This window comes from Streptomyces sp. NBC_00328 (assembly GCF_036139655.1).
Taxonomy (GTDB): domain Bacteria; phylum Actinomycetota; class Actinomycetes; order Streptomycetales; family Streptomycetaceae; genus Streptomyces.
In genome coordinates this window covers 7,300,208-7,324,534 of record NZ_CP108013.1, presented here as the reverse complement: position 1 = coordinate 7,324,534, position 24,327 = coordinate 7,300,208, and the positions used below count along the sequence as shown (strand labels likewise).

Sequence of the window (24,327 nt, the reverse complement as noted above, 5' to 3'; positions counted from 1 at the left end):
CGACGTAGGGGCGGGGCGCGGCCGAGGCCGTGACGGAGGAGGGGACATGAGGGAGCCGGGGCGGCTGGGTACGGGCATCGGGTGGAGGCCGGAGATCGCCGAGGCCGTGGAGAACATGGCCGGCGTCGACTGGGTCGAGGCCGTGGCGGAGAACGTGTGCCCCGGTCATCTCCCCGAGTCGCTGCTGCGGCTGCGCGAGCGGGGGATCACGGTGGTGCCGCACGGCGTCTCCCTGGGCCTCGGCGGCGCCGACCGGCCCGACGAGGCGCGGCTCACCGCGCTCGCGGAGCGCGCCGAGGCGCTGGGCTCACCCCTCGTCACGGAACACATCGCGTTCGTCCGGGCGGGCGGCCCGCTCACCGCGTCGCCCCTGCTGGAGGCCGGGCACCTGCTGCCCGTTCCCCGCACCCGGGACGCGCTGCACGTCCTGTGCGAGAACGTCCGCGCCGCTCAGGCCGCGCTGCCCGTCCCGCTCGCCGTCGAGAACATCGCCGCGCTGATCTCCTGGCCCGGCGAGGAGATGACCGAGGGCCAGTTCCTGTACGACCTGGTCGACCGCACCGGCGTCCGGCTGCTCATCGACGTGGCCAACCTCCACACCAACCACGTCAACCGCGGCGAGGACCCCGCCAAGGCGCTCGACGAACTGCCCGTCGAGGCGATCGCCTACGTCCACGTCGCCGGGGGCTTCGAGCGTGACGGCGTATGGCACGACAGCCACGCCCATCCCGTCACGCGGCCCGTGCTCGACATCCTCGCCGACCTCGCGTCCCGGGTGACCCCGCCGGGGGTCCTCCTCGAACGCGACGAGAACTTCCCCGACCCGGCCGAACTGGAGCGGGAGCTGACCGCGATCCGGGGAACGCTGGAGACGGCGAAGGCCGGGACCCGGGCGGCGGAGCGGGGTACGGCGGCCCTGGTGGGCTGCGGGGCCGCCGCCCCGGTGGCCGCCGGGGAGGCGGGGGCGGAAACGGAGCCGACGCGGAGTCCGGACACCTCGCCGACCGCTCCCGCGATCGCCACGCCGGCGTCCCTGACCCCGGGTGACGCCGAGGCCGCACCGGACGGGTCGGCCGGACCGGGCGGGCAGGCCGGACCGGGTTCACGCGCCGGCACCGACGACGCCCGTCGTCAACGGGTGGCACTGGCGCAGGCCGCCCTGCTGTCCGCGCTCGTCGCCGGGACCCCCGCCCCCGAGGGCTTCGACCGCGTCCGCCTCGGGGTGCAGGCGCGCGCCCTCGCCGCCAAGCGGGCGGACGTCGTGGCGAAGGTGGCCCCGGAGCTGCCGGAGATCCTGGCCGACGCCTACCGCCCGGCGTTCCTCGCGTACGCGCAGCGGCGTCCGATGACCGGCGGCTACCGCCGGGACGCCCTGGACTTCGCCGAACACCTGCTGCTCACGGGGCTCCCGGAGGGCGCGGACACGCGGCGGCTGCGCGACTGGTGGCTGGAACGATCGGGTCCGGCCCCGCTGTCCGGGCGGCCCGCGGCCCGGCTGGCCCGGGCCACCCGCCGGGTGCTGCTCCGGCGTTGAGCGGGCGTGCCGGGCGGGTTCCCGCCGGTACGCGGCCGCGCGCCACCGGCCACGGCGCGCCGCCTGGACCGGGCACCCCGACACACCTCACCCGCGGAGTGTGCCCGGAGTAACACCTCCGCTCGTGAAGGTCATGTGTGCGCCCCGTTTCAACCGCTTCAAGGTGTTCCGGCGTACGCGCGAACCACCACAACCGGCACCTTCTCCCCTCAGCCCGATCCCGTCTTCGCGTACGGCAGTTGGCGTAGAGCCCCCACTAGCATGCCAAGCCGCACCCGAAGCGCATTAGCGTGCGGTGCCGCAACAGGAGGCACCATGCGATCCGACAACCGCACCGGACTCGTCAGCGGAACAGGGCTCATCGTCGCCGCGCTGCTGGCGACCCTCGTCGCGCTGGCCTTTCCGATCTGGTCGTACGCGGACCGTGCCGGAACCGGCCTGGACACCCTGAACTCCCAGACCGTGCCGACCACCTACGGTCCGCTGTCGGCCCTGGACCGGGAGTTCGTCACCAGGGTCCGGCTGGCCGGTCTGTGGGAGCTGCCCGCCGGCCAGCAGGCCCAGGAGCGCGGCACCACCCAGGCCGTACGGACGGCCGGACAGCACCTCATCGAGGGGCACACGTTCCTCGACGCCCGTGTCCGCAGCGTCGCCGCGCGGCTCAGCCTGGAACTGCCCAGCCAGCCCAATCCGCAGCAGCGTCAGTGGCTGTCCACGCTCAGCGCGGCGCACGGCACGCGGTACGACCAGGATTTCGCGAACATCCTGCGCGCGGCGCACGGCAAGGTGTTCGCCATGGTCGCCCAGGTCCGCGCGAACACCCGGAACTCGCTCGTACGGGATCTCGCCGACGACGCGAACACCACCGTGCTCGACCACATCAAGGTCCTGGAAGCGACCGGATACGTGGACTTCGACGCGCTCGCCGAGGACGCGGCCACCGCGAGCCCGCCGCCGCTCACCCGCTCCCCCGCACCACCCGGCCCGGTCCCGTCCCCGTCGTCGCCCCTCCCGGTGACCCCGTCCTCGGGCTACCCGCTCCCCCCGGCCGCCACGCGCCCCGATCCCTCCCCGGCCTCCTGAACGACCGGGTCCAGGCCGTCCGCGAGGGGTCTGTCTCAACAGCGGCCCGACTCATACGAGTTGAGCACGTGGGGCGCCGGTCCGCCGAGGTCCGCGACAAACGGAACGTCACATACCGGGAACGGCTCCGTCCCACATCGTGAGTGGAGCATGACGCCACCGGCCACATCGCATAGAAAAACGCCATGTTCTGGGTTCTTCTCCTGTTCCTCGCCTGGCTGGCGGCCGGCGTCTCCTGCACCCGGCTGTGTCTGGCCGCGGTCCACACCGCGTCCCTCGACGCCGACGCCGCGCGCGGGCACGACCTCACGCTGTACGAGGCCGCGTTCCTGTCCGGCGGACCGGCCCGGGTGGCCGACCTGACCCTGGTGTCGATGGCGCGCCAGCGCCGCCTGCTGCTCGCGCACACCGGCTGGGCCACGGTCGTCGACCCGCGCGGGCGCGACGACATGGAGCGCTCGGTCATCAGGGCCATCGGACCCGAGGGCCAGTCCCGGATAGCACCCCTGCGGGCGGCCACCGCCGCCGCCGACTCGGTACGCCGTCTCGCGGACCGCCTGGTCGCGGCCGGCCTCGCCGTCCCCGACGGGGCCCGCACCTCCGTCGCGGCTGCCGTCCGCCAGGTCCGGGCCGCCGCGGCCGCGGTCCTCGCGCTGGGCGTGGTGGCCCTGCTGCTGCCGGGCCAGGCCCCGGGCAGCGACGTCCCGGTGGCCGTCTGGTTCCTGCTCCCGCTCATCCTGACGCTGAGCTGTCTCGCCATAGCCCGGATCGAGGTGCACCCCTGCACCCGCTGGGCCTCCCCGGCCGGACAGCGGCTGCTCGGCACCCTGGCCAGGCACTCCGACGCGTCCGGCGACGACCGTACGTACCTCACCTCCGTCGCCGTACGCGGCATCCGCGCGATCGGCGAGCCGGACCTGCGCGCGGCCCTGACACACCGCGACCGCGAGACCTCCTGACGGGAGGGGGGCGCTCCCGGGGGGCGCATCGGGGTCATTGGCGCCGACACCGGCGGGCGGTGCTTTACTTCGCCGGCCGCCGGCCGAAGCATCCCTTCTGTCGCTGCCGTGCGCCGAAGGGATTCGCGATGAGAGCTGCCGTCCTCCACGGAACCGCGGGGTCCCTGCTGCTGACCGGCCTCGTCGCCGCTCCGGCGGGCGGCGCACCGGCCTGGCCGGGCCCGCTCGTTTCCGCCGAGACGCGCGGCACCGCCGTCGCCGCCCAGCGCGCCGCGGCCGCGGGCATCCGCTTCGGCAAGTGCCCCAAGGAGGAGCATCTGCCGTCCGGCCTCCAGTGCGGCACGGTCACGGTGCCCCTCGACTACGCGCTCCCCGACGGCAAGCGGATCAGACTGACCGTCAGCCGGGTGAAGGCCACCGGCAAGGATCCGCACAACGCGAGGCACAAGGTGCCGCGCCAGGGCGCTCTCGTGTACAACCCCGGCGGTCCCGGCGCCTCCGGCATGTACTTCCCGCTGATCGGCATGTTGCCCGCGTGGAAGCGGATCGGAGGCGCGTACGACCTCGTCGGCTACGCCCCGCGCGGCGTCGACCGGTCGGCGCCGCTGTCCTGCCGGGACCCGAAGCACCCGCCGAAGCCCCTCCTCCAGGCCCCGGCGGTCCCCTCTGAGTCGTTCAAGAAGGCACGGATCGCGGAGGCGAAAGCGTACGCCCGCGGCTGCGCCCGGCGTTCGGGCTCCGCCCTGCGCCACTACACCTCGCTCAACAACGCCCGTGACCTGGATGTGCTGCGGGCCGGGCTCGGCGAGCGGAAGCTGACGTTCATGGGCGCCTCGTACGGGACCTACTTCGGTGCCCTGTACGCGACGCTGTTCCCCTCGCACGTACGCCGTATGGTCTTCGACTCGGCGGTGAACCCCGACCCCGGGAAGGTCTGGTACGGCAACAACCTCGACCAGTCGGCCGCGTTCGAGATCCGCTGGGCCGACTTCCGCGCGTGGATGGCCCGGCACGACAAGGTGTACAAGCTGGGCCGCACGTCCGAGGAGGTGCGGCGCTCCTACGAGAAGGCGCGGGCCCGGCTCGCCGCCTCCCCCGCGGGCGGCACGGTGGGGCCCGCCCAGCTTCAGGGCGCGTTCCTCCAGGCCGGGTACTTCGACGACTACTGGCCGCAGCGCGCGCTGGCGCTGTCCGCCTATCTGAAGGGCGACCCGAAGCCGCTGATCCAGCTGGCGGGACCGCATCCGGAGGCCGCCGCCGAGCAGGAGAACGGCAGCGCGGTCTACACGGCCGTGGAGTGCAACGACGCGCCCTGGCCGACCGACTGGCGCACCTGGGACCGCGACAACACCCGTCTCGCGCGGGTCGCCCCGTTCGAGACCTGGGACAACGTGTGGATGAACCTGCCGTGCGCGTACTGGTCCGCGCCCCGGCAGAAGCCGCTCGACGTACGGACACTGCCCGGGGAGCTGCCGCCTACGCTGATCCTCGCCGCCGAGCGGGACGCGGCGACGCCGTACGAGGGTGCCAAGGAGTTGCAGCGACGGCTGTGGGGCTCGGTGCTGGTGACCGAGAACGGTGCCGGCACCCATGGGATCGCGGGCGGCCCCAACACCTGCGTCAACGGCTATCTGGACGCCTACCTGCTGGAGGGCCGGCTCCCCGGAGGGAACGCGGGGTGCGCACCGCACCGGGAACCGGTGGCCCGGGCACACTGACCGGCTCCGGGAAGACCGAGGGCGGGCGTCCCCCGGAGGGGCGCCCGCCTGCTCGCGGGACCGTCGGGCCGAACCCGGCCGGGACGGTCAGGCGAGGCCCGCAACCAGTTCGGCGACGTCCTTGCGGCGGCCGGTGTAGAACGGGACCTCTTCGCGGACGTGCATCCGGGCCTCGGAGGCGCGCAGGTGGCGCATGAGGTCGACGATGCGGTAGAGCTCGTCCGCCTCGAAGGCGAGGAGCCACTCGTAGTCGCCGAGCGAGAACGAGGCGACCGTGTTCGCGCGGACGTCGGGGTAGCCGCGGGCCATCTTGCCGTGGTCGGCGAGCATCCGGCGGCGGTCCTCGTCGGGCAGCAGGTACCAGTCGTAGGAGCGCACGAAGGGGTAGACGCTGACGTAGTCGCGGGGCGTCTCGTCGGCGAGGAACGCCGGGATGTGCGAGCGGTTGAACTCGGCGGGCCGGTGCAGCGCCATGTTCGACCAGACGGGCTCCAGGGCACGGCCCAGCTTCGTGCGGCGGAAGAGGTTGTACGCCTCCTGGAGCTGGTCACTGGTCTCGGCGTGCCACCAGATCATGACGTCGGCGTCGGCGCGCAGTCCCGAGACGTCGTAGGTGCCGCGGACGGTGACGTCCTTGGCGGCGAGCTGGTCGAACAGCTCCTGGACCTCGTCGGCGTAGCCGGCCCGGTCCTCGGGGAGCACGTCCTTCAGCTTGAAGACCGACCACAGGGTGTAGCGGATGACCTCGTTCAGGTCCTTGGCCAGCTTGCCCTTGTTCGGGATCCTGGCGGTCTCGGTGGTGGGGGCGTCGTCACTCATGAGGCTATTCTCCCGCGCCGCCGTGCAGGCTCTGCACCGGGTCGGCCCGCAGCGCCTCGAGACCGCCGCCGTCGCCGCCGAGCCGGTCGACGGCGGCGTACGCGGACGCGATGCAGGCCGGGATGCCGACCCCGTCGTACGCCGCGCCGCACACCGCGAGGCCCGGAAGCTTCGCGACGTGCTCGCGGACGCGGGCCACGCGCGCGTGGTGGCCGACCGGGTACTGGGGCAGGCCGTCGTCCCAGCGGGTCACCCGGGTCTCCACCGGCTCGGCGTCCAGCCCGGTCGCCTCCCGCAGGTCGTGGCGGGACACCTCGACGAGGTCGGCGTCGGGCCTGCCGAGCACCTCGGTCTCGCCGTACCGCCCGACGGAGGTGCGCAGGACCAGCAGGCCGGGGTCGTGGTCGGCGATCCAGCCCCACTTGCGGGAGGCGAAGGTGGACGCCTTGATGGTGTGCCCGTCGACCGGCGGCACCAGGAAGCCGCTTCCTTCGGGGAGGGTGACGCCCTCGCTGCGGTAGGCGAGGGTGACCAGGGCCATCGACGCGTATTCCACGGCGGCCAGCTCGGCCGCCGCGGCCGGGGCCTCGGCCCGCAGCAGCGCGGCGGCGGCCGGGGCGGGCAGCGCCAGGACGACCGCGTCGGCGTGCAGGACACGGTCCCCGGCGACGACGCGCCAGGCGGCGCGGGCGGGCTCCCCGGCCCCGGCCGGGGAGGTCCTGCGCAGCTCGGTCACCGGCGTCCCGGTGAGGATCTCGCCCCCGCGTGCCGTCACCGACTCGGCGACGGCGAGCGGCAGCCGGCCCACCCCGCCGTCGATGCCCATGAACACGGGGCCGGTCTGCCCGGCGGCGGCCGCCTTGGCCTGGATGTCGCGGACGGCCTCGGTGAGGGAGGTGTGCGTGCGGGCGGCGGCGTAGAGCTGGGGGACGGCCAGGCGCAGCGAGATGCGGTAGGCGTCGCCCGCGTACACGCCGCCGAGGAGGGGTTCCACCAGGCGGTCGACGACCTCGCGGCCGAGGCGCGCCGCCACGTACTCGCCGACGGCGATGTCCTCGCCCACCTCGGTGCGGGGCAGGTCGGCGTCCCGCTCGATGCGGCGCAGTCCCTCTTCGGAGAGGACGTCCGCGACGGCGGACGCGCTGCCGGGGACACCCATGACGTGGCCCTTGGGCATCGGGCGCAGGGTGCCGCGGGTCCACAGGGAGGCCGTCGCGGTGGCGGGCGGCTGGAGGCGGTCGCCCAGTCCCGCCTCGCGGGCGAGGTCCACGGCCTCCGGGCGGCGTGCCAGCATCGACTCGGCACCGAGGTCGACGCGTGCGCCCGCGATCTCGCCGGCCAGCAGCTTGCCGCCCAGGCGGTCGGACGCTTCCAGGACGGTGACGCGCGCGCCCCGCCCGAGCAGGCGGTGGGCGGCTGCCAGCCCCGCGATCCCTCCGCCGACCACCACGACGTGTCCCGAACCCGGAGAAGTGTCCTCTTCGCGCATGGCTCCACCTTCTCAGACACCACCGACGCCTCCGTCGGGGAGCCCGGTGTCCGGTGCGAGTCCGGACCGTGACCGCATCGGGACCGAAGTCGTCCAACGTCCCGGGCCGCTGCGGCGTCGAAGAAGCGTCAGTCGTCACCACCTTGGGGGTAAACCGCATGCTCACACGCAGCTCCGGACGTCCGGACCGACCCGTGCCACCTGTCTCGGTCTCACCCGCCTCACCAGGACGCACCGCCCGCCCGGCCCGGGTGCTCGCCGGGATGTTCCTCGTCACCGCGCTCGCGCTGTCGGGATGCGGCGCCGCCGATGACACGGCCAGCAGCAGCAGCGACAAGGGGTACGCGCAGGACGCCGGAGACGCGAAGGCCGGCCCCGCGGAGCGGGCGGACTCGGGTGCGGCCGGCAGCGGCAGCTCGGGCGGACGCAAGGCCGCCCCGCCCAAGGTGACGGTGAACCGCATCATCCGCACCGCTTCCCTGACCGTCGAGGTCAAGGAGGTGGCCAAGGCCCTGGACGACGCCCGGGCCACGGCCGAGAACGCCGGCGGCTACGTCGGCAACGAGACCACCACGCGTGACGGCAGGGGGCACGAGCGCACCCGCGTCGTCCTGCGGGTGCCCACCGAGCGCTACGACCAGGTGCTCGCCGACCTGGAGGGCGCCGGCAAGGTCGTCGAGCGGACGGCCAAGGCACAGGACGTCACCGATCAGGTCGTGGACGTGGAGAGCCGGGTCAAGTCGCAGCGCGCCAGCGTGGTCCGGGTCCGGGAACTAATGGACAAGGCGACCAAGCTCAGCGATGTCGTCGCCCTGGAAGGGGAGTTGAGCAGCCGGCAGGCCGACCTGGAATCGCTGCTCGCCCAGCAGGCTTCGCTGAAGGACCGCACGAGCCTGGCCACGATCACCCTCTCGCTGTCCGAGACCCCGGTGAAGAAGGCCGGGAAGAAGGACGAGGACCCGGGCTTCGTGGACGCGCTCCAGGGCGGCTGGGACGTGCTGGTCACCATGGTGCGCTGGCTGGCCCTGGCGATCGGGGCGCTGCTCCCCTTCGCGGTGGTCCTCGGCCTGATCGCCCTGGTGTGGATGCGTTTCGTGCGTCCCCGGCTGCCCCGCCGCCCGGCCCCGGCGGTGGTTCCGGGTCCGGCCCCGAGTGCCGCCGCGCGGGCGTCGGCGGTCCCGGTCCCGGCTTCCCGCCCGGCTCCCGGCCCGGCTCCGGCGGGCGAGGCCGCGCCGAAGGCCGCCCCGCCCGCCCGCGGCGGAGCCGCGGAGGGCGGCGAGGAGGACTGAAGTGCCGGGCCCCCGTAGCGTGTTCGTATGAGCATGAGCGATACGAACGGCGCGGGCGGCGGACGTGGCGCCCGGGAACGACTGGTCGTGATCGGAGGTGACGCGGCGGGGATGTCCGCCGCGTCACAGGCGCGCCGGCTGCGCGGTCCGGACGAGCTGGAGATCGTGGCGTTCGAGCGGGGCCACTTCACGTCGTACTCGGCGTGCGGCATCCCGTACTGGGTGGGCGGCGACGTCCCGGACCGCGACCGGCTGATCGCGCGGACCCCCGAGGAACACCGTGCGCGCGACATCGACCTGCGGATGCGTACGGAGGTCACCGGGATCGACGTCGCGGGCGCCCGGGTGCGCTCCCGGGACCTGGGCACCGGCGCCGAGGCGTGGACGTCGTACGACCGGCTCGTCATCGCGACCGGCGCGCGTCCGGTCCGCCCCGACCTGCCGGGAGCCGACGCGCCGGGCGTGCACGGCGTGCAGACCCTGGACGACGGGCAGGCCCTGCTCGACTCGCTGGCGGCCACCGAGGGCCGCCGGGCCGTGGTCGTCGGCGCGGGCTACATCGGCGTGGAGATGGCCGAGGCGCTCATCAACCGCGGGTACGAGGTGACGGTGGTCAACCGCGGCAAGGAGCCCATGTCCACGCTCGACCCGGACATGGGCCGCCTGGTGCACACCGCCATGGAGGGCCTCGGGATCACCATGGTCGACGACGCCGAGGTCACCGCGTTCCTCACCGGGGCCGGAGGGCGGGTGAGCGCGGTCGTCACCAAGGACGCCACGTACCCGGCGGACGTGGTGGTGCTCGGTATCGGCGTGCGCCCCGAGACGACGCTCGCCCGCGCGGCGGGGCTGCCGCTCGGCGACCACGGCGGGCTCCTCACCGACCTGGCGATGCGCGTGCGCGGACACGAGAACATCTGGGCGGGCGGCGACTGCGTCGAGGTGCTCGACCTGGTCTCGGGACGCGAGCGGCACATCGCGCTGGGTACCCACGCGAACAAGCACGGGCAGGTCATCGGCTCCAACGTGGCCGGCGGATACGCCACGTTCCCCGGTGTCGTCGGCACCGCGGTGAGCAAGGTCTGCGATCTGGAGATCGCCCGTACCGGACTGCGCGAGAAGGACGCGCGCCGGGCGGGCCTGCGGTTCGAGGCCGTCACCATCGAGTCGACGAGCCGCGCGGGCTACTACCCGAACGCCGCCCTCATGACGGTGAAGATGCTCGCGGAGCACCGCACGGGACGGCTGCTCGGCGTGCAGATCGTCGGCCGGGAGGGCGCGGCGAAGCGGGTGGACATCGCGGCGGTGGCGCTGACCGCGGGCATGACGGTGGAACAGATGACGATGCTGGACCTCGGCTACGCGCCGCCGTTCTCGCCTGTCTGGGACCCCGTCCTGGTGGCGGCCCGCAAGGCGGTGGCGAAGGTACGGCGGGCAGCCCCGTGACGAGCACGGGGCAGCGTGCCTTCCCCGGTCCGACAGCGTGTCTTCCCCCGGTCCGGACGGTCCGGGGGCGGCCGGTGGCCCGGGTACCGGCTACGCGGACTCGTTCCCGGCCGTGCCGTTGATCCGGTCTATCGCCTGCCGGGCCTGCTCCGCGGGCGGCCGGGGCGGCAGCGAGGAGACCGAGCCGGCCGCGGTGACCGCGGGCGGGGTCTGGGCCGGCTTCGCGTGCGCGGCCGGCCGGGAGGACCGCAGACGATGGCTGACGGCCTCGTCCAGGGTCACGGGCCGCTGCAGCCGGGCCGCGAGCCGTCCGGCCTCCTGGCCGAGCGCGGCGACGTCCTCCCAGGGGAGGTGCAGCACCAGGGCGATTTCCGCCTCGCCGTCGGGCAGGGCGTGCATCGGAGGAGTAACTCGGTCGCTCATGGCCTTGGTCCTCACGTCTTCACGTCGTCGCGTCGTCGTACCCGCGCCACGCCGCCGGAGCGGCGCGGGGGGCTGAGGAGACATACGGCCGCGGGGGCACAAGTGTTCAGTGTGTTCGACGGGAAACCGCACCGGGGGCCGCGCCGGCCGGGGGCCCGGCCGGGCCGATGGAGCGCGGATTCACCGCGCGCTTCGCGGGCAGTAGTCCCTCGTGGTCATTCCCGTCCATGACGTGAACCCGGTGCGGCGCACGCCCTATGTGACGTACGCGCTGATCGCCGCCAATGTGCTCGTGTTCCTCTACACCCCCGGCCTCTCCGGATCGGTGGCGGGCGACAGCGCACTGTCGCAGCTGTGTCATCTGCGCGCGTTCATGGACCACTACGCCGCCGTGCCGCAGGAACTGATCCATCATCGGATCCCGCGACTGGTGCCGACCGGGGAAGTCGGCGGCGGCCCGCACGGACCGGGCTGTCTGCTGGGCCCGCGCGGCTACGACAAGTCGCCGCCGCTGTCGGTGCTCACGGCGATGTTCCTGCACGGGAGCTGGCTGCACCTGCTGGGCAACATGCTCTTCCTGCTGATCTTCGGCAACAACATCGAGGACCGGCTGGGGCATGTGCGCTTCACGCTGTTCTACGTGGCGTGCGGTTTCGCGGCGGCGTACGGCTTCGCGCTGGTCAACGAGGACTCGGGCGATCCGCTGATCGGCGCCTCGGGGGCGATCGCCGGGGTCCTCGGCGCGTATCTGGTGCTGTATCCGAGAGCCAGGGTCTGGGTCCTGGTCCCGTTCCTGGTGTTCCTGCCGCTCCGGCTGCCCGCGTGGCTCGTGCTGGGCTTCTGGTTCGTGCTCCAGGCCGCGTACTCGTCCGGAGCCGCCGTGCCCGCCGCGGGCACCGTGGCGTACGCGGCGCACGTCGTCGGCTTCCTGGCCGGCATGCTCCTGGCCTGGCCACTGCGTCAGGGCACCCCGCCACCGCCCGAACCGCGCCGCCTGCTGTTCGGCAGACAGGCGCGGCACAGTTGGTGAGCCGGGGGTACGGGAGACAGTTGGCGAGCCGGGGGTACGGGAGACAGTTGGCGAGCCGGGGGTACGGGAGCCGGACTAGCGCGCCGTCTGCGTGTGGACGTACTCCACCAGACGGCTCAGCGCGTCCGGGTCCATGCTCGGCATGACACCGTGCCCGAGGTTGAAGACGTGGCCCTCCAGGCCGGCGGCGGCGTCGAGCACCTCGCGGGTCTTCGCCTCGACGGCCTCGGTGGACGCGAACAGGACCGCCGGGTCGAGGTTGCCCTGGAGCGCCTTGCCGGGACCGACGCGGCGGGTGGCCTCGTCGAGCGGGACGCGCCAGTCGACGCCGACGACGTCCGCGCCGGCCTCGCCCATGAGGCCGAGCAGTTCGCCGGTGCCGACGCCGAAGTGGATGCGCGGCACGCCGTACGAGGCGACGGCGTCGAAGACCTTGGCGGAGGCGGGCATCACGGAGCGGCGGTAGTCGGCGGGGGCCAGGGCGCCGACCCAGGAGTCGAAGAGCTGGACGGCGCTCGCCCCGGCCTCGATCTGCACCTTCAGGAAGGCGGAGGTGATCTCGGCGAGACGGTCGAGCAGGTCGGCCCACAGCTGTGGGTCGCTGTACATCAGCGCCTTGGTGTGCTCGTGGTTCTTGGACGGACCGCCCTCCACGAGGTAACTCGCGAGGGTGAAAGGCGCGCCCGCGAAGCCGATGAGGGGGGTCTCGCCGAGTTCGGCCGTCAGGAGCCCGATCGCCTCGGTGACGTACCAGACGTCCTCGGGGGTCAGATCGCGCAGCTGGGCCAGGTCGGCACGGGTGCGGATCGGGTTCTGGACGACCGGGCCGACGCCCGGCTTGATGTCCAGGTCGATGCCGATGGCCTTCAGCGGGACCACGATGTCGCTGAAGTAGATCGCGGCGTCCACCTGGTGCCGGCGGACCGGCTGGAGCGTGATCTCGGCGACCAGCTCGGGCCTCATGCAGGACTCCAGCATGGGGATGCCCTCGCGCACCTTGAGGTACTCGGGCAGTGAGCGACCGGCCTGCCGCATGAACCACACGGGTGTGTGCGGCACGGGCTCGCGCCTGCACGCCTTGAGGAAGGCGGACTCGTACGTGGCTGTCGGCTGCTGCCCGGCGGGGCTGTGGTTGGCGCTCACGACGGAAAGTCTCCCACGGTTCACGGGCACCCCCGTCCCGGGCTCCGGTGTGCCCGCCGCACCCGCTCCGGCCCTGCGGACGGGGCCGTCCGCGGGGTGGTGTCCGCGCGGCGTGATCCGGACAGGGGTCCCACGCACGGGTGTCTCTCCCTGCGCGCGGGCTCCGTTCCCCTTAATCTTCCCGGCATGGCTGCGGCTCAGGGACGACTGTCGGACGGCGCTGGCGGAATGGACGACGCGAAGGGGGAGAAGGAGGGGGACAGGAATGCGGCGGAGACGGCCCCGTTGCCCTTCCGGGCGGCCGTCGACGCGCTGAAGGCCGCGCGGCCGCGGCCGGACATCGAGATCGACCCGACACGACCACCGCAGCGCCTGGCTCCGTACGCGTACGCGCTGGAGGCCGCGGTCGTCGCCGACGACGAGGATCTGGCCGACGGCCGCCTCGTCCTGCTGCACGACCCGGCCGGGCACGACGCCTGGCAGGGCTCCTTCCGTCTGGTGACCCTGGTCCGCGCGGAGCTGGAGCCGGAGATGGCCGCCGACCCGCTGCTCCCCGAGGTCTGCTGGTCATGGCTGACCGGCGCGCTCCAGGCCCGCGGTCTCTCGTACGGCGAGCCGAGCGGCACCGTGACCCGCGCGAGCTCGCACTACTTCGGCGGGCTCGCGGAGCGCCCGGCCGCCTCGCAGATCGAGATCCGCGCGTCCTGGACACCCCGGGAGGGGCTCGGCGGCGTACCGGACACCGCCGCGCACCTCGCCGGCTGGTGCGACCTGCTGTGCCAGGTCGCGGGGCTGCCGCCGGTGACTCCGGGTGACGCCTCGGTGGTCACCCTGCCGCAGCGCCGGGGACCACAGTCCCGCTGACCCCCGCGAGGGCGCGCGCCGACGCGCGCGCCCTTTCCGTTTCCTTACCGGCCGCGTGTCGATACGACCACTTTCGGCCGCGTATCGACGTGGAACGACTCGGAACGACTCGGTTCGATCTTCGGATGATCGATCGTGCGTCCGAATTGCACGGATTGTTACTCACCCCATCGTGATCATTCCCTAAAGGTCGACAGGTTTGATGCCGAAGACGTCTGTGACCTTGAAAGCACGGTTCGTCCTGGCTCGCCCCCAGAGCCGGTCCCGTCCCGCACCCCAGGAGGCCTGGTGTCCGTTCTCCTCGAGCAGCCCGCAAGCCTGGTCGCCTACCGCCCGAACAAGCCGACCGCCATGGTGGTCGTGGCCGACCCCCGGGTCCGTTCCACCGTCACCCGCCATCTGTGGGCGCTCGGAGTGCGCGACGTCATCGAGGCGTCGTCCGTCGCGGAGGCCCGTCCCCGAATCGGCAACCCGCGCGACATCTGCGTCGCCGACGTCCACCTGCCGGACGGTTCCGGCCTCACCCTCCTTTCCGAAACCCGAGCCGCCGGCTGGCCCAACGGCCTCGCCCTTTCCGCCGCCGACGACATCGGCGCCGTACGCAACGCCCTCGCGGGCGGCGTCAAGGGCTACGTCGTCACCGGCACCCGTACGAACGTCGGGCTCCCCACCCGGCCCGGCGCCGCGCCCATCGGCTCGGCCGCCGCCCGTATGCACCGCCGCCCCCCGGGTGCCCCGAGCCACCCGGGCGGCTACCGCGAACTGTCCGGCCGAGAGGTCGAGGTCCTGCGCCTGGTCGCGGAGGGCCAGTCGAACAAGGCCATCGGCGTCTCCATGGGCCTGTCCGCACTGACCGTCAAGAGCCACCTCGCCCGCATCGCCCGCAAGCTCGGCACGGGCGACCGCGCCGGAATGGTCGCGGTGGCACTACGGACCGGAATCATCCACTGACCCCTCCCCACCGCCCTCCTCCCCACTTCACACCCCGACACCGAACGGCCTCCCCACCCCCTGGCCGCCCCGGCGCGTGAACCGCGTCTTGCGCTCACCTGACTGGTTTACGACCATCCGACGCCCGTCGACGGAACGTTCCGTCGACGGGCGTCGTCCATCCACGGATACCCTTGACAGGTGACCGACGCCCAAGAGACCGCAGCAGACAGCTCACTGCGAACCACCGGAGGCGGCCCTCCGGACGACGTCGAATCGGCGCCGACCCCGTTGCTCGAGCCCCGAGAAGGCATTCCGCCGGTGATCACCGACGAGGCCTCGCTCGCCGAGGTGATCGCCGCGTTCGCCGCCGGCTCCGGCCCGGTGGCCGTCGACGCCGAGCGCGCTTCCGGGTACCGGTACGGCCAGCGGGCCTATCTGGTGCAGCTGCGCCGCGAGGGCGCCGGCAGCGCGCTCATCGACCCCGTCGCCTGTCCCGACCTGTCCGGTCTCGGTGAGGCCGTCTCCGGGGCGGAATGGGTCCTGCACGCCGCCACCCAGGACCTGCCCTGCCTCCGCGGGATAGGCATGATCCCCACCACCCTCTTCGACACCGAGCTGGCCGGACGCCTGGCCGGGTTCCCCCGGGTGGGCCTCGGAGCCATGGTGGAGAGCGTCCTCGGCTTCGTCCTGGAGAAGGGGCACTCCGCCGTCGACTGGTCGACCCGCCCACTGCCCGAGCCCTGGCTGCGCTACGCCGCGCTCGACGTGGAACTGCTGGTCGACCTGCGCGACGCCCTGGAGAAGGAGCTCGACCGGCAGGGCAAGCTGGAGTGGGCCCGGCAGGAGTTCGACGCCATCGCCCAGGCCGAGCCCGCGCCCCCGCGCAAGGACCCCTGGCGCCGTACGTCCGGGATGCACAAGGTGCGCCGCCGCCGCCAGATGGCCGTCGTCCGGGAGCTGTGGGAGACCCGCGACCGCATCGCGCAGCGCCGGGACATCTCGCCGGGCAAGGTGCTCGGGGACGCGGCGATCGTCGAAGCCGCGCTGGCCGTGCCCGTCAACCTGCACGCCCTGGCGGCCCTGAACGGCTTCGGGCACCGCATGGGCCGGCGCCAGCTGGAGCAGTGGCAGGCCGCGGTCGACCGCGCGAAGGCGCTGCCGGACGCCGAGCTGCCCCAGCCCGGCCAGCCGGTGACCGGGCCTCCCCCGCCGCGGGCCTGGGCCGACAAGGACCCGGCCGCCGCAGCCCGGCTCTCCGCCGCGCGGGCCGCCGTGTCGGCGCTGGCCGAGCGGCTGAACATGCCGCAGGAGAACCTGATCACCCCGGACACCGTGCGGCGCGTGTGCTGGGAGCCGCCCAGGACACCGGACACGGAGTCGGTGGGCGCGGCGCTCACCGCCTGCGGGGCGCGGCCCTGGCAGGTGGAGCTGGTCACGCCGGAACTGGTGACGGCGCTGTCCGTGAAGACCGCCTAGGACGTCCGGACCCTCGGGACGCCCTGGGCCGCCAGGAGCGCTGTGCCCGGAGCGGACCGGACCTGATCCCGCGACGGACCGGTCCGGCCTCTCCGCGGCGACGGTCTCCCCCGCTCGGCGGCGGGCCCGGCGTACGGGCCACGCCTTGGGCGTATCGGCGTACCCGGCGTACAGCCACCCGTTTGGCGTAGGACCGTGCCGGGCGTAGAACCGTGCCAGGCCGGGCGCATGACGCACACGGGCGCGCCGGACATCCGGCGCGCGCTCCGGTTGCTCCGAATGCCGGAAGCACTCCGCGCGCCCGGCATGTCCGTCGTGCCCCACCGTGGACGCCGCCCGGGGCGTGTGCCGGCCCTCCCGGTGCACGCCGGACGGGTCCTCGAAGGGGAATCGGCCCGTCGAACGGGCGACGAGATCACGCCAAGATCCTGGGGCGTCCGAGTGCGGCCGTTTTCTGAGTGTCCGACCCTGGTGAAGCGGCGTGACGGCAGGCCGGACGCTCGCCGGACGGACCGTCCGGTGCGAGGGTCGGCGGGGCGGACCGCGGGCGGCGGCCCGGCGCCGGCCGCCCGCGCGCGAGTGGCCGGGCCAGAACGCGCAGGCCTTCCGGATGTGACCTTCGCCGCTCCCGCCCGCGGGACTGGGCAGGTTGGTTACTCGTAAGTAGCATGGGTGCTGAGCGCGCGCTCAGGCGTGTGTCGCGCAGCAGTGCCATCCCGCATCTGGAGGAGAGCCATCGTGCCTCGTACCGTCAGGGACGTCGTCTTCGTAGACGGCGTCCGCACCCCGTTCGGCAAGGCGGGCCCGAAGGGCATCTACCACGAGACCCGCGCCGACGACCTCGTCGTGAAGGCCATCCGGGAGCTGCTGCGCCGCAACCCCGGTCTTGACCCCAAGAAGATCGACGAGGTCGCCATCGCCGCGACCACGCAGATCGGTGACCAGGGTCTGACCCTGGGCCGCACGGCCGGCATCCTCGCCGGGCTCCCCCAGTCGGTCCCCGGCTACTCCATCGACCGCATGTGCGCGGGCGCGCTGACCGCCGTCACCGCCACCGCGGGCTCCATCGGCTTCGGCGCGTACGACGTCGTCATCGCCGGCGGTGTCGAGCACATGGGCCGTCACCCCATGGGCGAGGGCGTGGACCCGAACCCGCGGTTCGTCAGCGAGAAGCTGGTCGACGAGTCCGCCCTGTTCATGGGCATGACCGCCGAGAACCTGCACGACCGCTACCCGACCATCACCAAGCAGCGCGCCGACGAGTACGCCGTGCGCTCGCAGGAGAAGGCCGCCAAGGCGTACGCCAACGGCAAGATCCAGCAGGACCTGGTGCCGATCTCGGTGCGCAACACCAACGCGGAGATCGGTGAGACGGGCTGGGGCCTGGTCACCGCCGACGAGCCGATGCGTCCGGGCACCACGCTGGAGAACCTGTCCGGCCTGAAGACCCCGTTCCGCGTCCACGGCCGGGTCACCGCCGGTAACGCCGCCGGTCTGAACGACGGTGCGACCGCGTCGATCCTCGCCTCCGAGGACTTCGCCCGCGAGAACGGCCTGCCGGTCAAGATGCGCCTGGTCTCGTACGCCTTCGCGGGCGTCGAGCCGGAGGTCATGGGCTACGGCCCGATCCCGGCCACCGAGAAGGCCCTCGCCCAGGCCGGTCTGTCGATCGAGGACATCAACCTCTTCGAGATCAACGAGGCCTTCGCCGTCCAGGTGCTCGCCTTCCTGGAGCACTACGGCATCGCCGACGACGACGCGCGCGTCAACCAGTACGGCGGCGCCATCGCGTACGGCCACCCCCTCGCCTCCTCCGGCGTCCGTCTGATGACGCAGCTGGCCCGCCAGTTCGAGGAGCAGCCGGAGGTCCGTTACGGCCTCACCACCATGTGCGTCGGCTTCGGCATGGGCGCCACGGTGATCTGGGAGAACCCGCACCACAAGGACGCCGGAGGCGACAAGTGACCACCGCTGAACTCCTGAAGGGCGCAGCCGAGCTGTTCCCCGACGAGGTAGTGACGTCCGCGAACGTACGCCACCTCGACCTGCCGTTCGGTGCCGGGCGCTTCGCGCTCATCACCCTCGACAACGGCTTCGACCACACCAAGCCGACCACCTTCGGTCCTCAGTCGCTGGCGAACCTGAACGCCGCCATCGACCAGGTCGAGAAGGAGGCCGCGGCCGGCGAGATCGTCGGTATCGGTGTCACCGGCAAGCCGTTCATCTTCGCGGTCGGCGCCGACCTCAAGGGTGTCGAGCTGCTGAAGAAGCACGAGGACGCGCTGGCCATCGGCAAGGGCGGCCACGAGGTCTTCAAGCGTCTGTCGGGCCTCGCGGTCCCGACCTTCGCCTACTACAACGGCGCGGCGATGGGCGGTGGCGTCGAGGTCGGTCTGCACTGCTCCTACCGGACCGTCTCCGCGGCCCTGCCGGCGTTCTCGCTGCCCGAGGTCTTCCTCGGTCTGGTCCCCGGCTGGGGCGGCTGCACGATCCTGCCGAACCTGATCGGCGCGGACAAGGCCGTCTCGGTGATCATCGAGAACTCGCTCAACCAGAACAAGCAGCTCAAGGGCGGTCAGGTCTACGACCTCGGCATCGCCGACGCGCTCTTCGAGGGTGCGGACTTCCTGGAGCAGTCGCTGCTGTGGACGGCCTCCGTCCTCAAGGGCGAGATCGCCGTCGAGCGCCCGGAGATCGACCGCGGCGAGGCCTGGGACCAGGCCGTCGCGCGTGGCCGGTCCATCGCCGACAGCAAGGTGCACGGGGCCGCCCCGGCCGCCTACCGCGCGCTGGACATCATCGCCGCGGCCAAGGACGGCGACCTCCAGAAGGGCTACGACGCCGAGGACGTGGCGCTCGCCGACCTGATCATGGGTGGCGAACTGCGCTCCGGCATCTACGCGTTCAACCTGGTCCAGAAGCGCGGCAAGCGTCCGGCGGGTGCGCCGGACAAGTCGCTCGCGCGTCCGGTCACCAAGGTGGGCGTCGTCGGCGCGGGCCTGATGGCCAGCCAGCTCGCCCTCCTCTTCCTGCGCCGCCTGGAGGTCCCGGTCGTCCTCACGGACATCGACCAGGAGCGCGTCGACAAGGGTGTGGGCTACGTCCACGCCGAGATCGACAAGCTGCTGCTCAAGGGCCGCGTCAACCGGGACAAGGCCAACCGCCTGAAGGCCCTGGTCTCCGGTGTGCTGGACAAGGCCGAGGGCTTCTCCGACGCGGACTTCGTCATCGAGGCCGTCTTCGAGGAGATCGGCGTCAAGCAGCAGGTGTTCGCGGAGGTCGAGGCGGTCGCCCCGGCGCACGCGATCTTCGCCACCAACACCTCCTCGCTGTCGGTCACCGAGATGGCGTCGAAGCTGAAGAACCCCGAGCGGGTCGTGGGCTTCCACTTCTTCAACCCGGTCGCGATCCTCCCGCTCCTGGAGATCGTGCGCGGCGAGCAGACGGACGACGCCTCGCTGGCCACGGCGTTCGCCGTCGCCAAGAAGCTGAAGAAGACCGCGGTCCTCACCAAGGACGCCCCGGCGTTCGTCGTGAACCGCATCCTGACCCGCTTCATGGGCGAGATCCAGAACGTCATCGACGAGGGCACCTCGGTCGAGGTCGCCGAGAAGGCCATCGAGCCGCTCGGCCTGCCGATGTCCCCGCTGGTCCTCCTCGAACTGGTCGGCCCCGCGATCGGCCTGCACGTCTCGGAGACCCTCAACCGGGCCTTCCCGGACCGCTTCACGGTCTCCCCGAACCTCGCGGCCGTCGTCAAGGCGGGCAAGCGCGGCTTCTACGTCTACTCCGCCGAGAACGGCTTCAAGCCGGAGCTGGACCCCGAGGTCGCGGCTCTCCTCAAGCAGGGCGACGTCGTCCTGACCGAGGAGCAGGTGCGGGACCGGGTCCTCGACGCGGTGGCCCAGGAGATCGGGCTCATGCTCGACGAGGGCGTCGTCGCCGAGGCCCAGGACATCGACCTCTGCCTGATCACCGGCGCGGGCTGGCCCTTCCACCTGGGCGGCATCACGCCGTACCTGGACCGCGAGGGCGTCTCGGAGCGCGTGACCGGGAAGCGTTTCCTGGACACGGGCGTGGCGTCGGTTCCGGCGTAACGGCCTTACGGCATACGTAAAGAGGGCCTCCGCTTCGGGCGGAGGCCCTCTTTCGCGTTCACATCAGGAACGTCAGGCGTCGAACTTCAGGCGTCAAACATCAGTTCACCAGGTCGGCATCGCCGGGTAGTGCGCGCACTCGCCCGTGCATGAGTGGCGGGACGCCAGCGACGTGTGCAGCCAACTGTCCTCGGGGATGCCGTGCACGCGCAGCGTCAGCGAGGCGGGCTCGGAGTGGATGGCGCTGAAGATCCCGACGAACTCGACGGTGTAGGTACCCGGGCGCCAGTCGTGGGCGTGGGTGACCTGCCAGGTTCCGTCTGCCTTGACAGGTGCCGCGGCTATGAGTCGGCCCTGCTCCAGAACCATCACCTTGGTCGTGCCGCGGGCAGCCTTGCCGAAGAAGCGTGGGCGTGGGCCACTCAAGACGTCCGGCTTGGGGCCCTCGACCTGCGGCGGTTCGACGTGGTCGAGAACCTCGAATTCGAGCACGGACGTCCAGGAGACGGCATCGCCCTTGACTGCGAGCGCCTCCACGCTGTGCCGGCCCGCGCTCCAGTTGACGGTTCGGCGCCACTGCCACGTCCCCGAGACTGAGACGGCGGTGCCACCGAGGTAACGGCCCTGCTCGTAGAAGAGGACGTAGTCGGTTCCCACGGGTGCGGTGCCCGCCAACTTGCACATGGCACCGACGAGTTGCCCAGGCGCGGGCGAGGTGAAGTCCGCCATACCCAGCAGGCTCGGCGTCAGAGTGAGGGCCATTTCGGGATTGCTCACCATGAACTCGGTGAGCACGGGGGGTGTCTCGCCGGGCGTCACCAGTTGCGGGTCGACCATGTCCGCTGGCAGGCCCGGGGTTTCGAGGAAACGGACGGCCGTGAGCCGCGCCACCTCGCGCGCTCCCTGGGTGTTGAAGTGGGTGGAGTCAACGACCCCGTCGGGGTGGTTCGGGTGTTCGCCCGGGTCCATCCAGCGGAACAGCCGACGCGCTCGCGTGGGCCCGAGTTCCGCGAGCATCGTCGTCGTGTACTCGTTCATGTCGACCAGCAGAGCGCCGGTCTCGGCCGCCGCCTCGCGGGTGAGTTCGGGGTATTCGTCATGAGTATTCAGAATGTTCCCGGCCTCGTCGAAGACACAGCGGGCCTCCGGGGTGAGCAGCACGGGAATGCCACCCTCGGCCCGGATCGCGTCGACGCACAGGCGCAGGTACTCCTTGTACTCGCGCGGTCCGTGGTATCGGCGCGGCTCGTTGATGCGCTGCTCGACGTGGCCGAAGGCGAGGATCACCAGATCGCCGGGCTGCAGGAGGGTGAGGAGTACGGCGAAACGCTCGGCGTAGTAGCCGCGCAACGTCATGGCATCACGGGCGTAGTTGTGCACCTCGTAGCCCTCGTTCAGGAACTCACCGAGGTACTGGCCCCAGCCGGCGAGCGGTGCCTCCCTCTCCACCCGCGAAGCGGCCAGGGAGTTGCCCAAGATGCGGATCTTCCTCATTTTTTCCTCATACCTTCATCATTTCTCTGTACATGGTTCCGGAAGCCGGTCACACGACTGTCGGCGGCCCGAAACCTTCGGCGGCATCTCGCGTGGCCTGCCGCATCACTCTCACCCGCGCGTCGGGGCCCATCACCGCCACCACGACCCGCCCCGCGTGGTCCAGCGCCAGGGCGGGCGGACGCGCGATCAGTACGTCGTGGTCGGTCCACTCCGGTGTCTCCCCCTGCCCCTGGGTGGCGACGACCGCGGTGCTCAGCCGGTTCCGGGCGTTGCGGCGCGCGAGGACGATGGAGTCCTGGCGGGCGTTCTGCTGCCGCAGAGCCGCGATCCTGCCGGTCCCGCCGTGACCGCCGAGCCGTTCGACACGTCCGTTCCATCGGCCGTCAGGTCGCTGCCGCACGCACAGCACCTCTCCGGAGTCCTCCTCGCGGTAGAAGAACACCATGCGCGAGCGTCCGATCTGCACCGGAGTGAGTCCACCGACGGGCCGCCAGGCGTCCGGGTCGGCCGACGTCACACCGTCCTGCAGTTTGTACGGGCCGTACACGGCCTCCTGGTACCAGTGCACACCGCCGCTGCGGTTCGCGGCGAACAGTTCAATCCGCCCGGTGGACTTCAGAACCGCAGTCAGGCAGTCCTGTATGTTGCGGCCGCCCAGGTCCTCCCAGCGCCCCCAGCCCTCGTCGGTCTCACGACGGGCGCTGACACCGGACCCGAAGTTGCGCATGAACACATGCAGTCGTCCCGTGGGCTCTGCAACAGCCTCGGGAACTCCGACCTCCCGGCAGCGCCGCCAGTCCTCCGACCTCTCGTTGGGGTTGCCGACGCTCTCCCAGGGCAGCGCCTCGCCTGTGTGGGCCTGCCGCCACATGCGGACGATCTCCACGTCCACCTGGCCGTCCGGTCCGGGGGTGCGACGCAGGCCGACGAGGTGCACGCCGCCCGTACTGTCCGGTGCCAGGGCCAGCGCCGGGGTCAGCCCGTGGCCGGGAAGGAGATCCGGCCCGTCCCAGGTACCGCTGCCCGGCTTGCTCTCGGTCCAGACTGCGGCCCGACCTCCGAGCACGGCGTACGCGGCGAGCCGGCCGTCGGCCTGGAGATGGAGCCAGTCGGTGCCGCCCTCGTACCGTGCCCGGGTACTCCATCCGTAGCGACGGATGTCGGCGCCGTCGGACAGTTGCCGGTCACCGCAGTAGCGGCGGCTGCAGACGTGTCCGTCGGCGGAGGTGTACACGTTGAGCACGCGCTTCTTCTCGGCCCAGGCATCCTCGGTGAGGTTGCTGGGCCAGTGCTTGTTGCCGTAGCCGACGCAGTTGTCGACGAGGGGCGGCACGCCGCCCTCCCCGATGTAGCGCTCCAGCGCCGCCAGCGCGAACTGTGCCGTCGCGGTGTGGTCATGGTGATCGCTGGACTTCGGCCCCTCTTCCTCGTTCCAGTCCGTGTGCCAGGGGTCGGGGTCCATGGTCCAGAACTGGTCGGGGCGCGCGCGGTGGAGCAGCTCGACCAGCGAGCGCAGCAGCCCGTCCTTGCTGATCTCCTGCGTCCGGCGCAGCGGCGACTCCGCGGCGATCAGGGTGGGCTGCGCGGAGACCTCCCCGTTCCACAGCTCGGTCAGCTGGACGGGCAGTACGTCGTCGTCCGGGAATTCGTTCTCGGGGTCGATCATCCGCAGCCCGAAGAAGACCAGCTGGACGTGAGGCGCGGCCAGCAGCGTGGAGCGGTCCACCGTCACTCCGGTGGAGAACATGTGGACGTCACGCGCCCATTCGCTCTCGCGGTCGCCCGTCAGCATGTCCGCGTACGCCGCGCGCAGCCCCTGCTGGCGCGCCTCGGCGTACCCCTCGCAGTCCGGCGGGCTGTCCATACGGCCGAGGTCACGGGTGTCGATGTTGCGCCCGTCGGCCTCCCCGGCCGTCAGATACACGCTGGTGACCCGGTGCCCCGTCTCCAGCGCTCGTTGCAGGTCGGGGTTGATGAAGTACAGGTCGTCGTCCGGGTGCGCCAGCACCTGGACCAGCGAGGGCCGCGCGGCGGGTTCCCCCGCGGGCTCCACGCCGCCGGGTTCTCCTCGCTCCGGGACAGAAGAGGGACGATTCAGGTCAGGGAGACTAAAACTCATAGCAGCCATCCAGGAAGACGTCCCTTGTGGAACATCTGATTGCGCGGTGGACCCGCCTCGAACTGACTGGGCATCGGAAGGAAGCGGGCGGTACGGCCACCGGCGTCGTGGCAGCCTGCTCGTCCTCCCGGGTCTCCCTCTCATGGAAGTCGTTCAGGAACTCGCCGAAGTACTGGCCCCAGCGGGCGAACGGTGCTTCCTTCTCCGCCGCCGAGGCGGCGACGAAGTTGCCCGGGACGCAGATCCTCCTCACGCTTTCCCTCTTCCTTCCTCGTTTGCTCTGCACATCGGTCCGGGAGCCGGTCACACACCGGCAGCGGAACCGTCCGCGGCACGCCTTGGCGGGCTGCCGCATCACACTCACCCGTGCACGCCCGTCCCATCACCACCGGGCCGACCCGCCCTGCG

The 24,327-nt window shown here is 72.1% G+C and carries 18 protein-coding genes; 12 read left to right on the top strand and 6 right to left on the bottom strand.

All coding sequences use genetic code 11. The features are described from left to right. Positions 1–46: 46 nt before the first annotated feature. The 4 genes from OG485_RS32055 to OG485_RS32040 all read left to right on the top strand — a co-directional run bounded on the left by OG485_RS32055 (position 47) and on the right by OG485_RS32040 (position 5,294). A complete protein-coding gene (locus tag OG485_RS32055) occupies positions 47–1,534 on the top strand; it encodes a DUF692 domain-containing protein (RefSeq protein ID WP_328672063.1) in 1,488 nt (495 codons plus the stop codon). A gap of 315 nt (positions 1,535–1,849) precedes the next feature. Then, positions 1,850–2,617, top strand: coding sequence for a DUF4142 domain-containing protein (locus OG485_RS32050; RefSeq protein WP_328672062.1), 768 nt, complete (start codon positions 1,850–1,852; stop codon positions 2,615–2,617). A 185-nt stretch (positions 2,618–2,802) separates the two neighbouring features. Then, positions 2,803–3,576 (top strand): TIGR04222 domain-containing membrane protein, encoded by a 774-nt coding sequence (locus tag OG485_RS32045; RefSeq protein ID WP_328672061.1) that lies wholly within the window; start codon positions 2,803–2,805, stop codon positions 3,574–3,576. A 128-nt stretch (positions 3,577–3,704) separates the two neighbouring features. Further along, complete coding sequence (locus tag OG485_RS32040; RefSeq protein ID WP_328672060.1) at positions 3,705–5,294, top strand: alpha/beta hydrolase; 1,590 nt, start codon at positions 3,705–3,707, stop codon at positions 5,292–5,294. A gap of 87 nt (positions 5,295–5,381) precedes the next feature. Here OG485_RS32040 and hemQ read toward each other — a convergent pair whose 3' ends face one another. Both hemQ and hemG read right to left on the bottom strand, forming a co-directional pair. Next, on the bottom strand, positions 5,382–6,113 hold the full coding sequence (hemQ, locus tag OG485_RS32035) for a hydrogen peroxide-dependent heme synthase (RefSeq protein WP_328672059.1): 732 nt from the start codon (positions 6,111–6,113) through the stop codon (positions 5,382–5,384). Positions 6,114–6,117: 4 nt separating this feature from the next. Further along, complete coding sequence (gene hemG / locus OG485_RS32030; protein ID WP_328672058.1) at positions 6,118–7,602, bottom strand: protoporphyrinogen oxidase; 1,485 nt, start codon at positions 7,600–7,602, stop codon at positions 6,118–6,120. A 263-nt stretch (positions 7,603–7,865) separates the two neighbouring features. On the opposite strand from hemG, the gene OG485_RS32025 reads away from it, so the two are divergent. Both OG485_RS32025 and OG485_RS32020 read left to right on the top strand, forming a co-directional pair. Next, complete coding sequence (locus OG485_RS32025) at positions 7,866–8,891, top strand: DUF4349 domain-containing protein (protein ID WP_328674742.1); 1,026 nt, start codon at positions 7,866–7,868, stop codon at positions 8,889–8,891. 27 nt (positions 8,892–8,918) lie between these two features. Further along, positions 8,919–10,337 carry an FAD-dependent oxidoreductase gene (locus OG485_RS32020; protein WP_328672057.1) on the top strand — a complete coding sequence of 473 codons (1,419 nt, stop codon included), beginning with the start codon at positions 8,919–8,921 and terminating at the stop codon, positions 10,335–10,337. Between the two features lie 90 nt (positions 10,338–10,427). On the opposite strand, the gene OG485_RS32015 is transcribed toward OG485_RS32020, so the two are convergent. Continuing rightward, entirely contained in the window at positions 10,428–10,760 is a 333-nt protein-coding gene (locus OG485_RS32015; protein WP_328672056.1) for a hypothetical protein, read from the bottom strand. A 211-nt stretch (positions 10,761–10,971) separates the two neighbouring features. Between OG485_RS32015 and OG485_RS32010 the strand changes: the two genes are divergently transcribed. Next, entirely contained in the window at positions 10,972–11,790 is an 819-nt protein-coding gene (locus OG485_RS32010; protein WP_328672055.1) for a rhomboid family intramembrane serine protease, read from the top strand. A 75-nt stretch (positions 11,791–11,865) separates the two neighbouring features. Here the strand turns inward: OG485_RS32010 and hemE are convergent, their stop codons facing one another. Beyond that, positions 11,866–12,933: a uroporphyrinogen decarboxylase gene (gene hemE / locus OG485_RS32005; protein ID WP_328672054.1), complete on the bottom strand. Its 1,068-nt coding sequence runs from the start codon at positions 12,931–12,933 to the stop codon at positions 11,866–11,868. 186 nt (positions 12,934–13,119) lie between these two features. On the opposite strand from hemE, the gene OG485_RS32000 reads away from it, so the two are divergent. From OG485_RS32000 to OG485_RS31980, 5 genes are all read left to right on the top strand, one after another. Then, the gene (locus tag OG485_RS32000; protein WP_328672053.1) at positions 13,120–13,797 is read left to right on the top strand and encodes a DUF3000 domain-containing protein; all 678 of its coding nucleotides are present in this window, start codon (positions 13,120–13,122) and stop codon (positions 13,795–13,797) included. Between the two features lie 288 nt (positions 13,798–14,085). Beyond that, positions 14,086–14,748, top strand: coding sequence for a response regulator transcription factor (locus tag OG485_RS31995; protein ID WP_019073943.1), 663 nt, complete (start codon positions 14,086–14,088; stop codon positions 14,746–14,748). Positions 14,749–14,928: 180 nt separating this feature from the next. After that, positions 14,929–16,206, top strand: a complete 1,278-nt coding sequence (locus OG485_RS31990; protein WP_328672052.1) for a ribonuclease D — start codon at positions 14,929–14,931, stop codon at positions 16,204–16,206. Between the two features lie 738 nt (positions 16,207–16,944). After that, positions 16,945–18,171 carry a thiolase family protein gene (locus tag OG485_RS31985; protein ID WP_326784967.1) on the top strand — a complete coding sequence of 409 codons (1,227 nt, stop codon included), beginning with the start codon at positions 16,945–16,947 and terminating at the stop codon, positions 18,169–18,171. Continuing rightward, positions 18,168–20,303, top strand: a complete 2,136-nt coding sequence (locus tag OG485_RS31980) for a 3-hydroxyacyl-CoA dehydrogenase NAD-binding domain-containing protein (RefSeq protein WP_328672051.1) — start codon at positions 18,168–18,170, stop codon at positions 20,301–20,303. Before OG485_RS31985 ends, OG485_RS31980 begins: the two co-directional genes overlap by 4 nt. A 105-nt stretch (positions 20,304–20,408) precedes the next feature. On the opposite strand, the gene OG485_RS31975 is transcribed toward OG485_RS31980, so the two are convergent. After that, positions 20,409–21,797 carry a GDSL-type esterase/lipase family protein gene (locus OG485_RS31975; RefSeq protein WP_328672050.1) on the bottom strand — a complete coding sequence of 463 codons (1,389 nt, stop codon included), beginning with the start codon at positions 21,795–21,797 and terminating at the stop codon, positions 20,409–20,411. A gap of 49 nt (positions 21,798–21,846) precedes the next feature. Beyond that, positions 21,847–23,853: a PIG-L family deacetylase gene (locus OG485_RS31970; RefSeq protein WP_328672049.1), complete on the bottom strand. Its 2,007-nt coding sequence runs from the start codon at positions 23,851–23,853 to the stop codon at positions 21,847–21,849. Positions 23,854–24,327: the final 474 nt, after the last annotated feature.

Excerpts from the sequence above, each read along its gene's own strand:
- OG485_RS32000 (WP_328672053.1), top strand. The coding sequence starts at position 13,120 with ATGGCTGCGGCTCAGGGACGACTGTCGGACGGCGCTGGCGGAATGGAC.
- OG485_RS32015 (WP_328672056.1), bottom strand. The coding sequence starts at position 10,760 with ATGAGCGACCGAGTTACTCCTCCGATGCACGCCCTGCCCGACGGCGAG.
- hemG (WP_328672058.1), bottom strand. The coding sequence starts at position 7,602 with ATGCGCGAAGAGGACACTTCTCCGGGTTCGGGACACGTCGTGGTGGTC.
- OG485_RS32050 (WP_328672062.1), top strand. The coding sequence starts at position 1,850 with ATGCGATCCGACAACCGCACCGGACTCGTCAGCGGAACAGGGCTCATC.
- OG485_RS32020 (WP_328672057.1), top strand. The coding sequence starts at position 8,919 with ATGAGCATGAGCGATACGAACGGCGCGGGCGGCGGACGTGGCGCCCGG.
- OG485_RS32045 (WP_328672061.1), top strand. The coding sequence starts at position 2,803 with ATGTTCTGGGTTCTTCTCCTGTTCCTCGCCTGGCTGGCGGCCGGCGTC.
- OG485_RS31975 (WP_328672050.1), bottom strand. The coding sequence starts at position 21,797 with ATGAGGAAGATCCGCATCTTGGGCAACTCCCTGGCCGCTTCGCGGGTG.
- OG485_RS32055 (WP_328672063.1), top strand. The coding sequence starts at position 47 with ATGAGGGAGCCGGGGCGGCTGGGTACGGGCATCGGGTGGAGGCCGGAG.
- hemQ (WP_328672059.1), bottom strand. The coding sequence starts at position 6,113 with ATGAGTGACGACGCCCCCACCACCGAGACCGCCAGGATCCCGAACAAG.
- OG485_RS32040 (WP_328672060.1), top strand. The coding sequence starts at position 3,705 with ATGAGAGCTGCCGTCCTCCACGGAACCGCGGGGTCCCTGCTGCTGACC.
- OG485_RS32025 (WP_328674742.1), top strand. The coding sequence starts at position 7,866 with ATGTTCCTCGTCACCGCGCTCGCGCTGTCGGGATGCGGCGCCGCCGAT.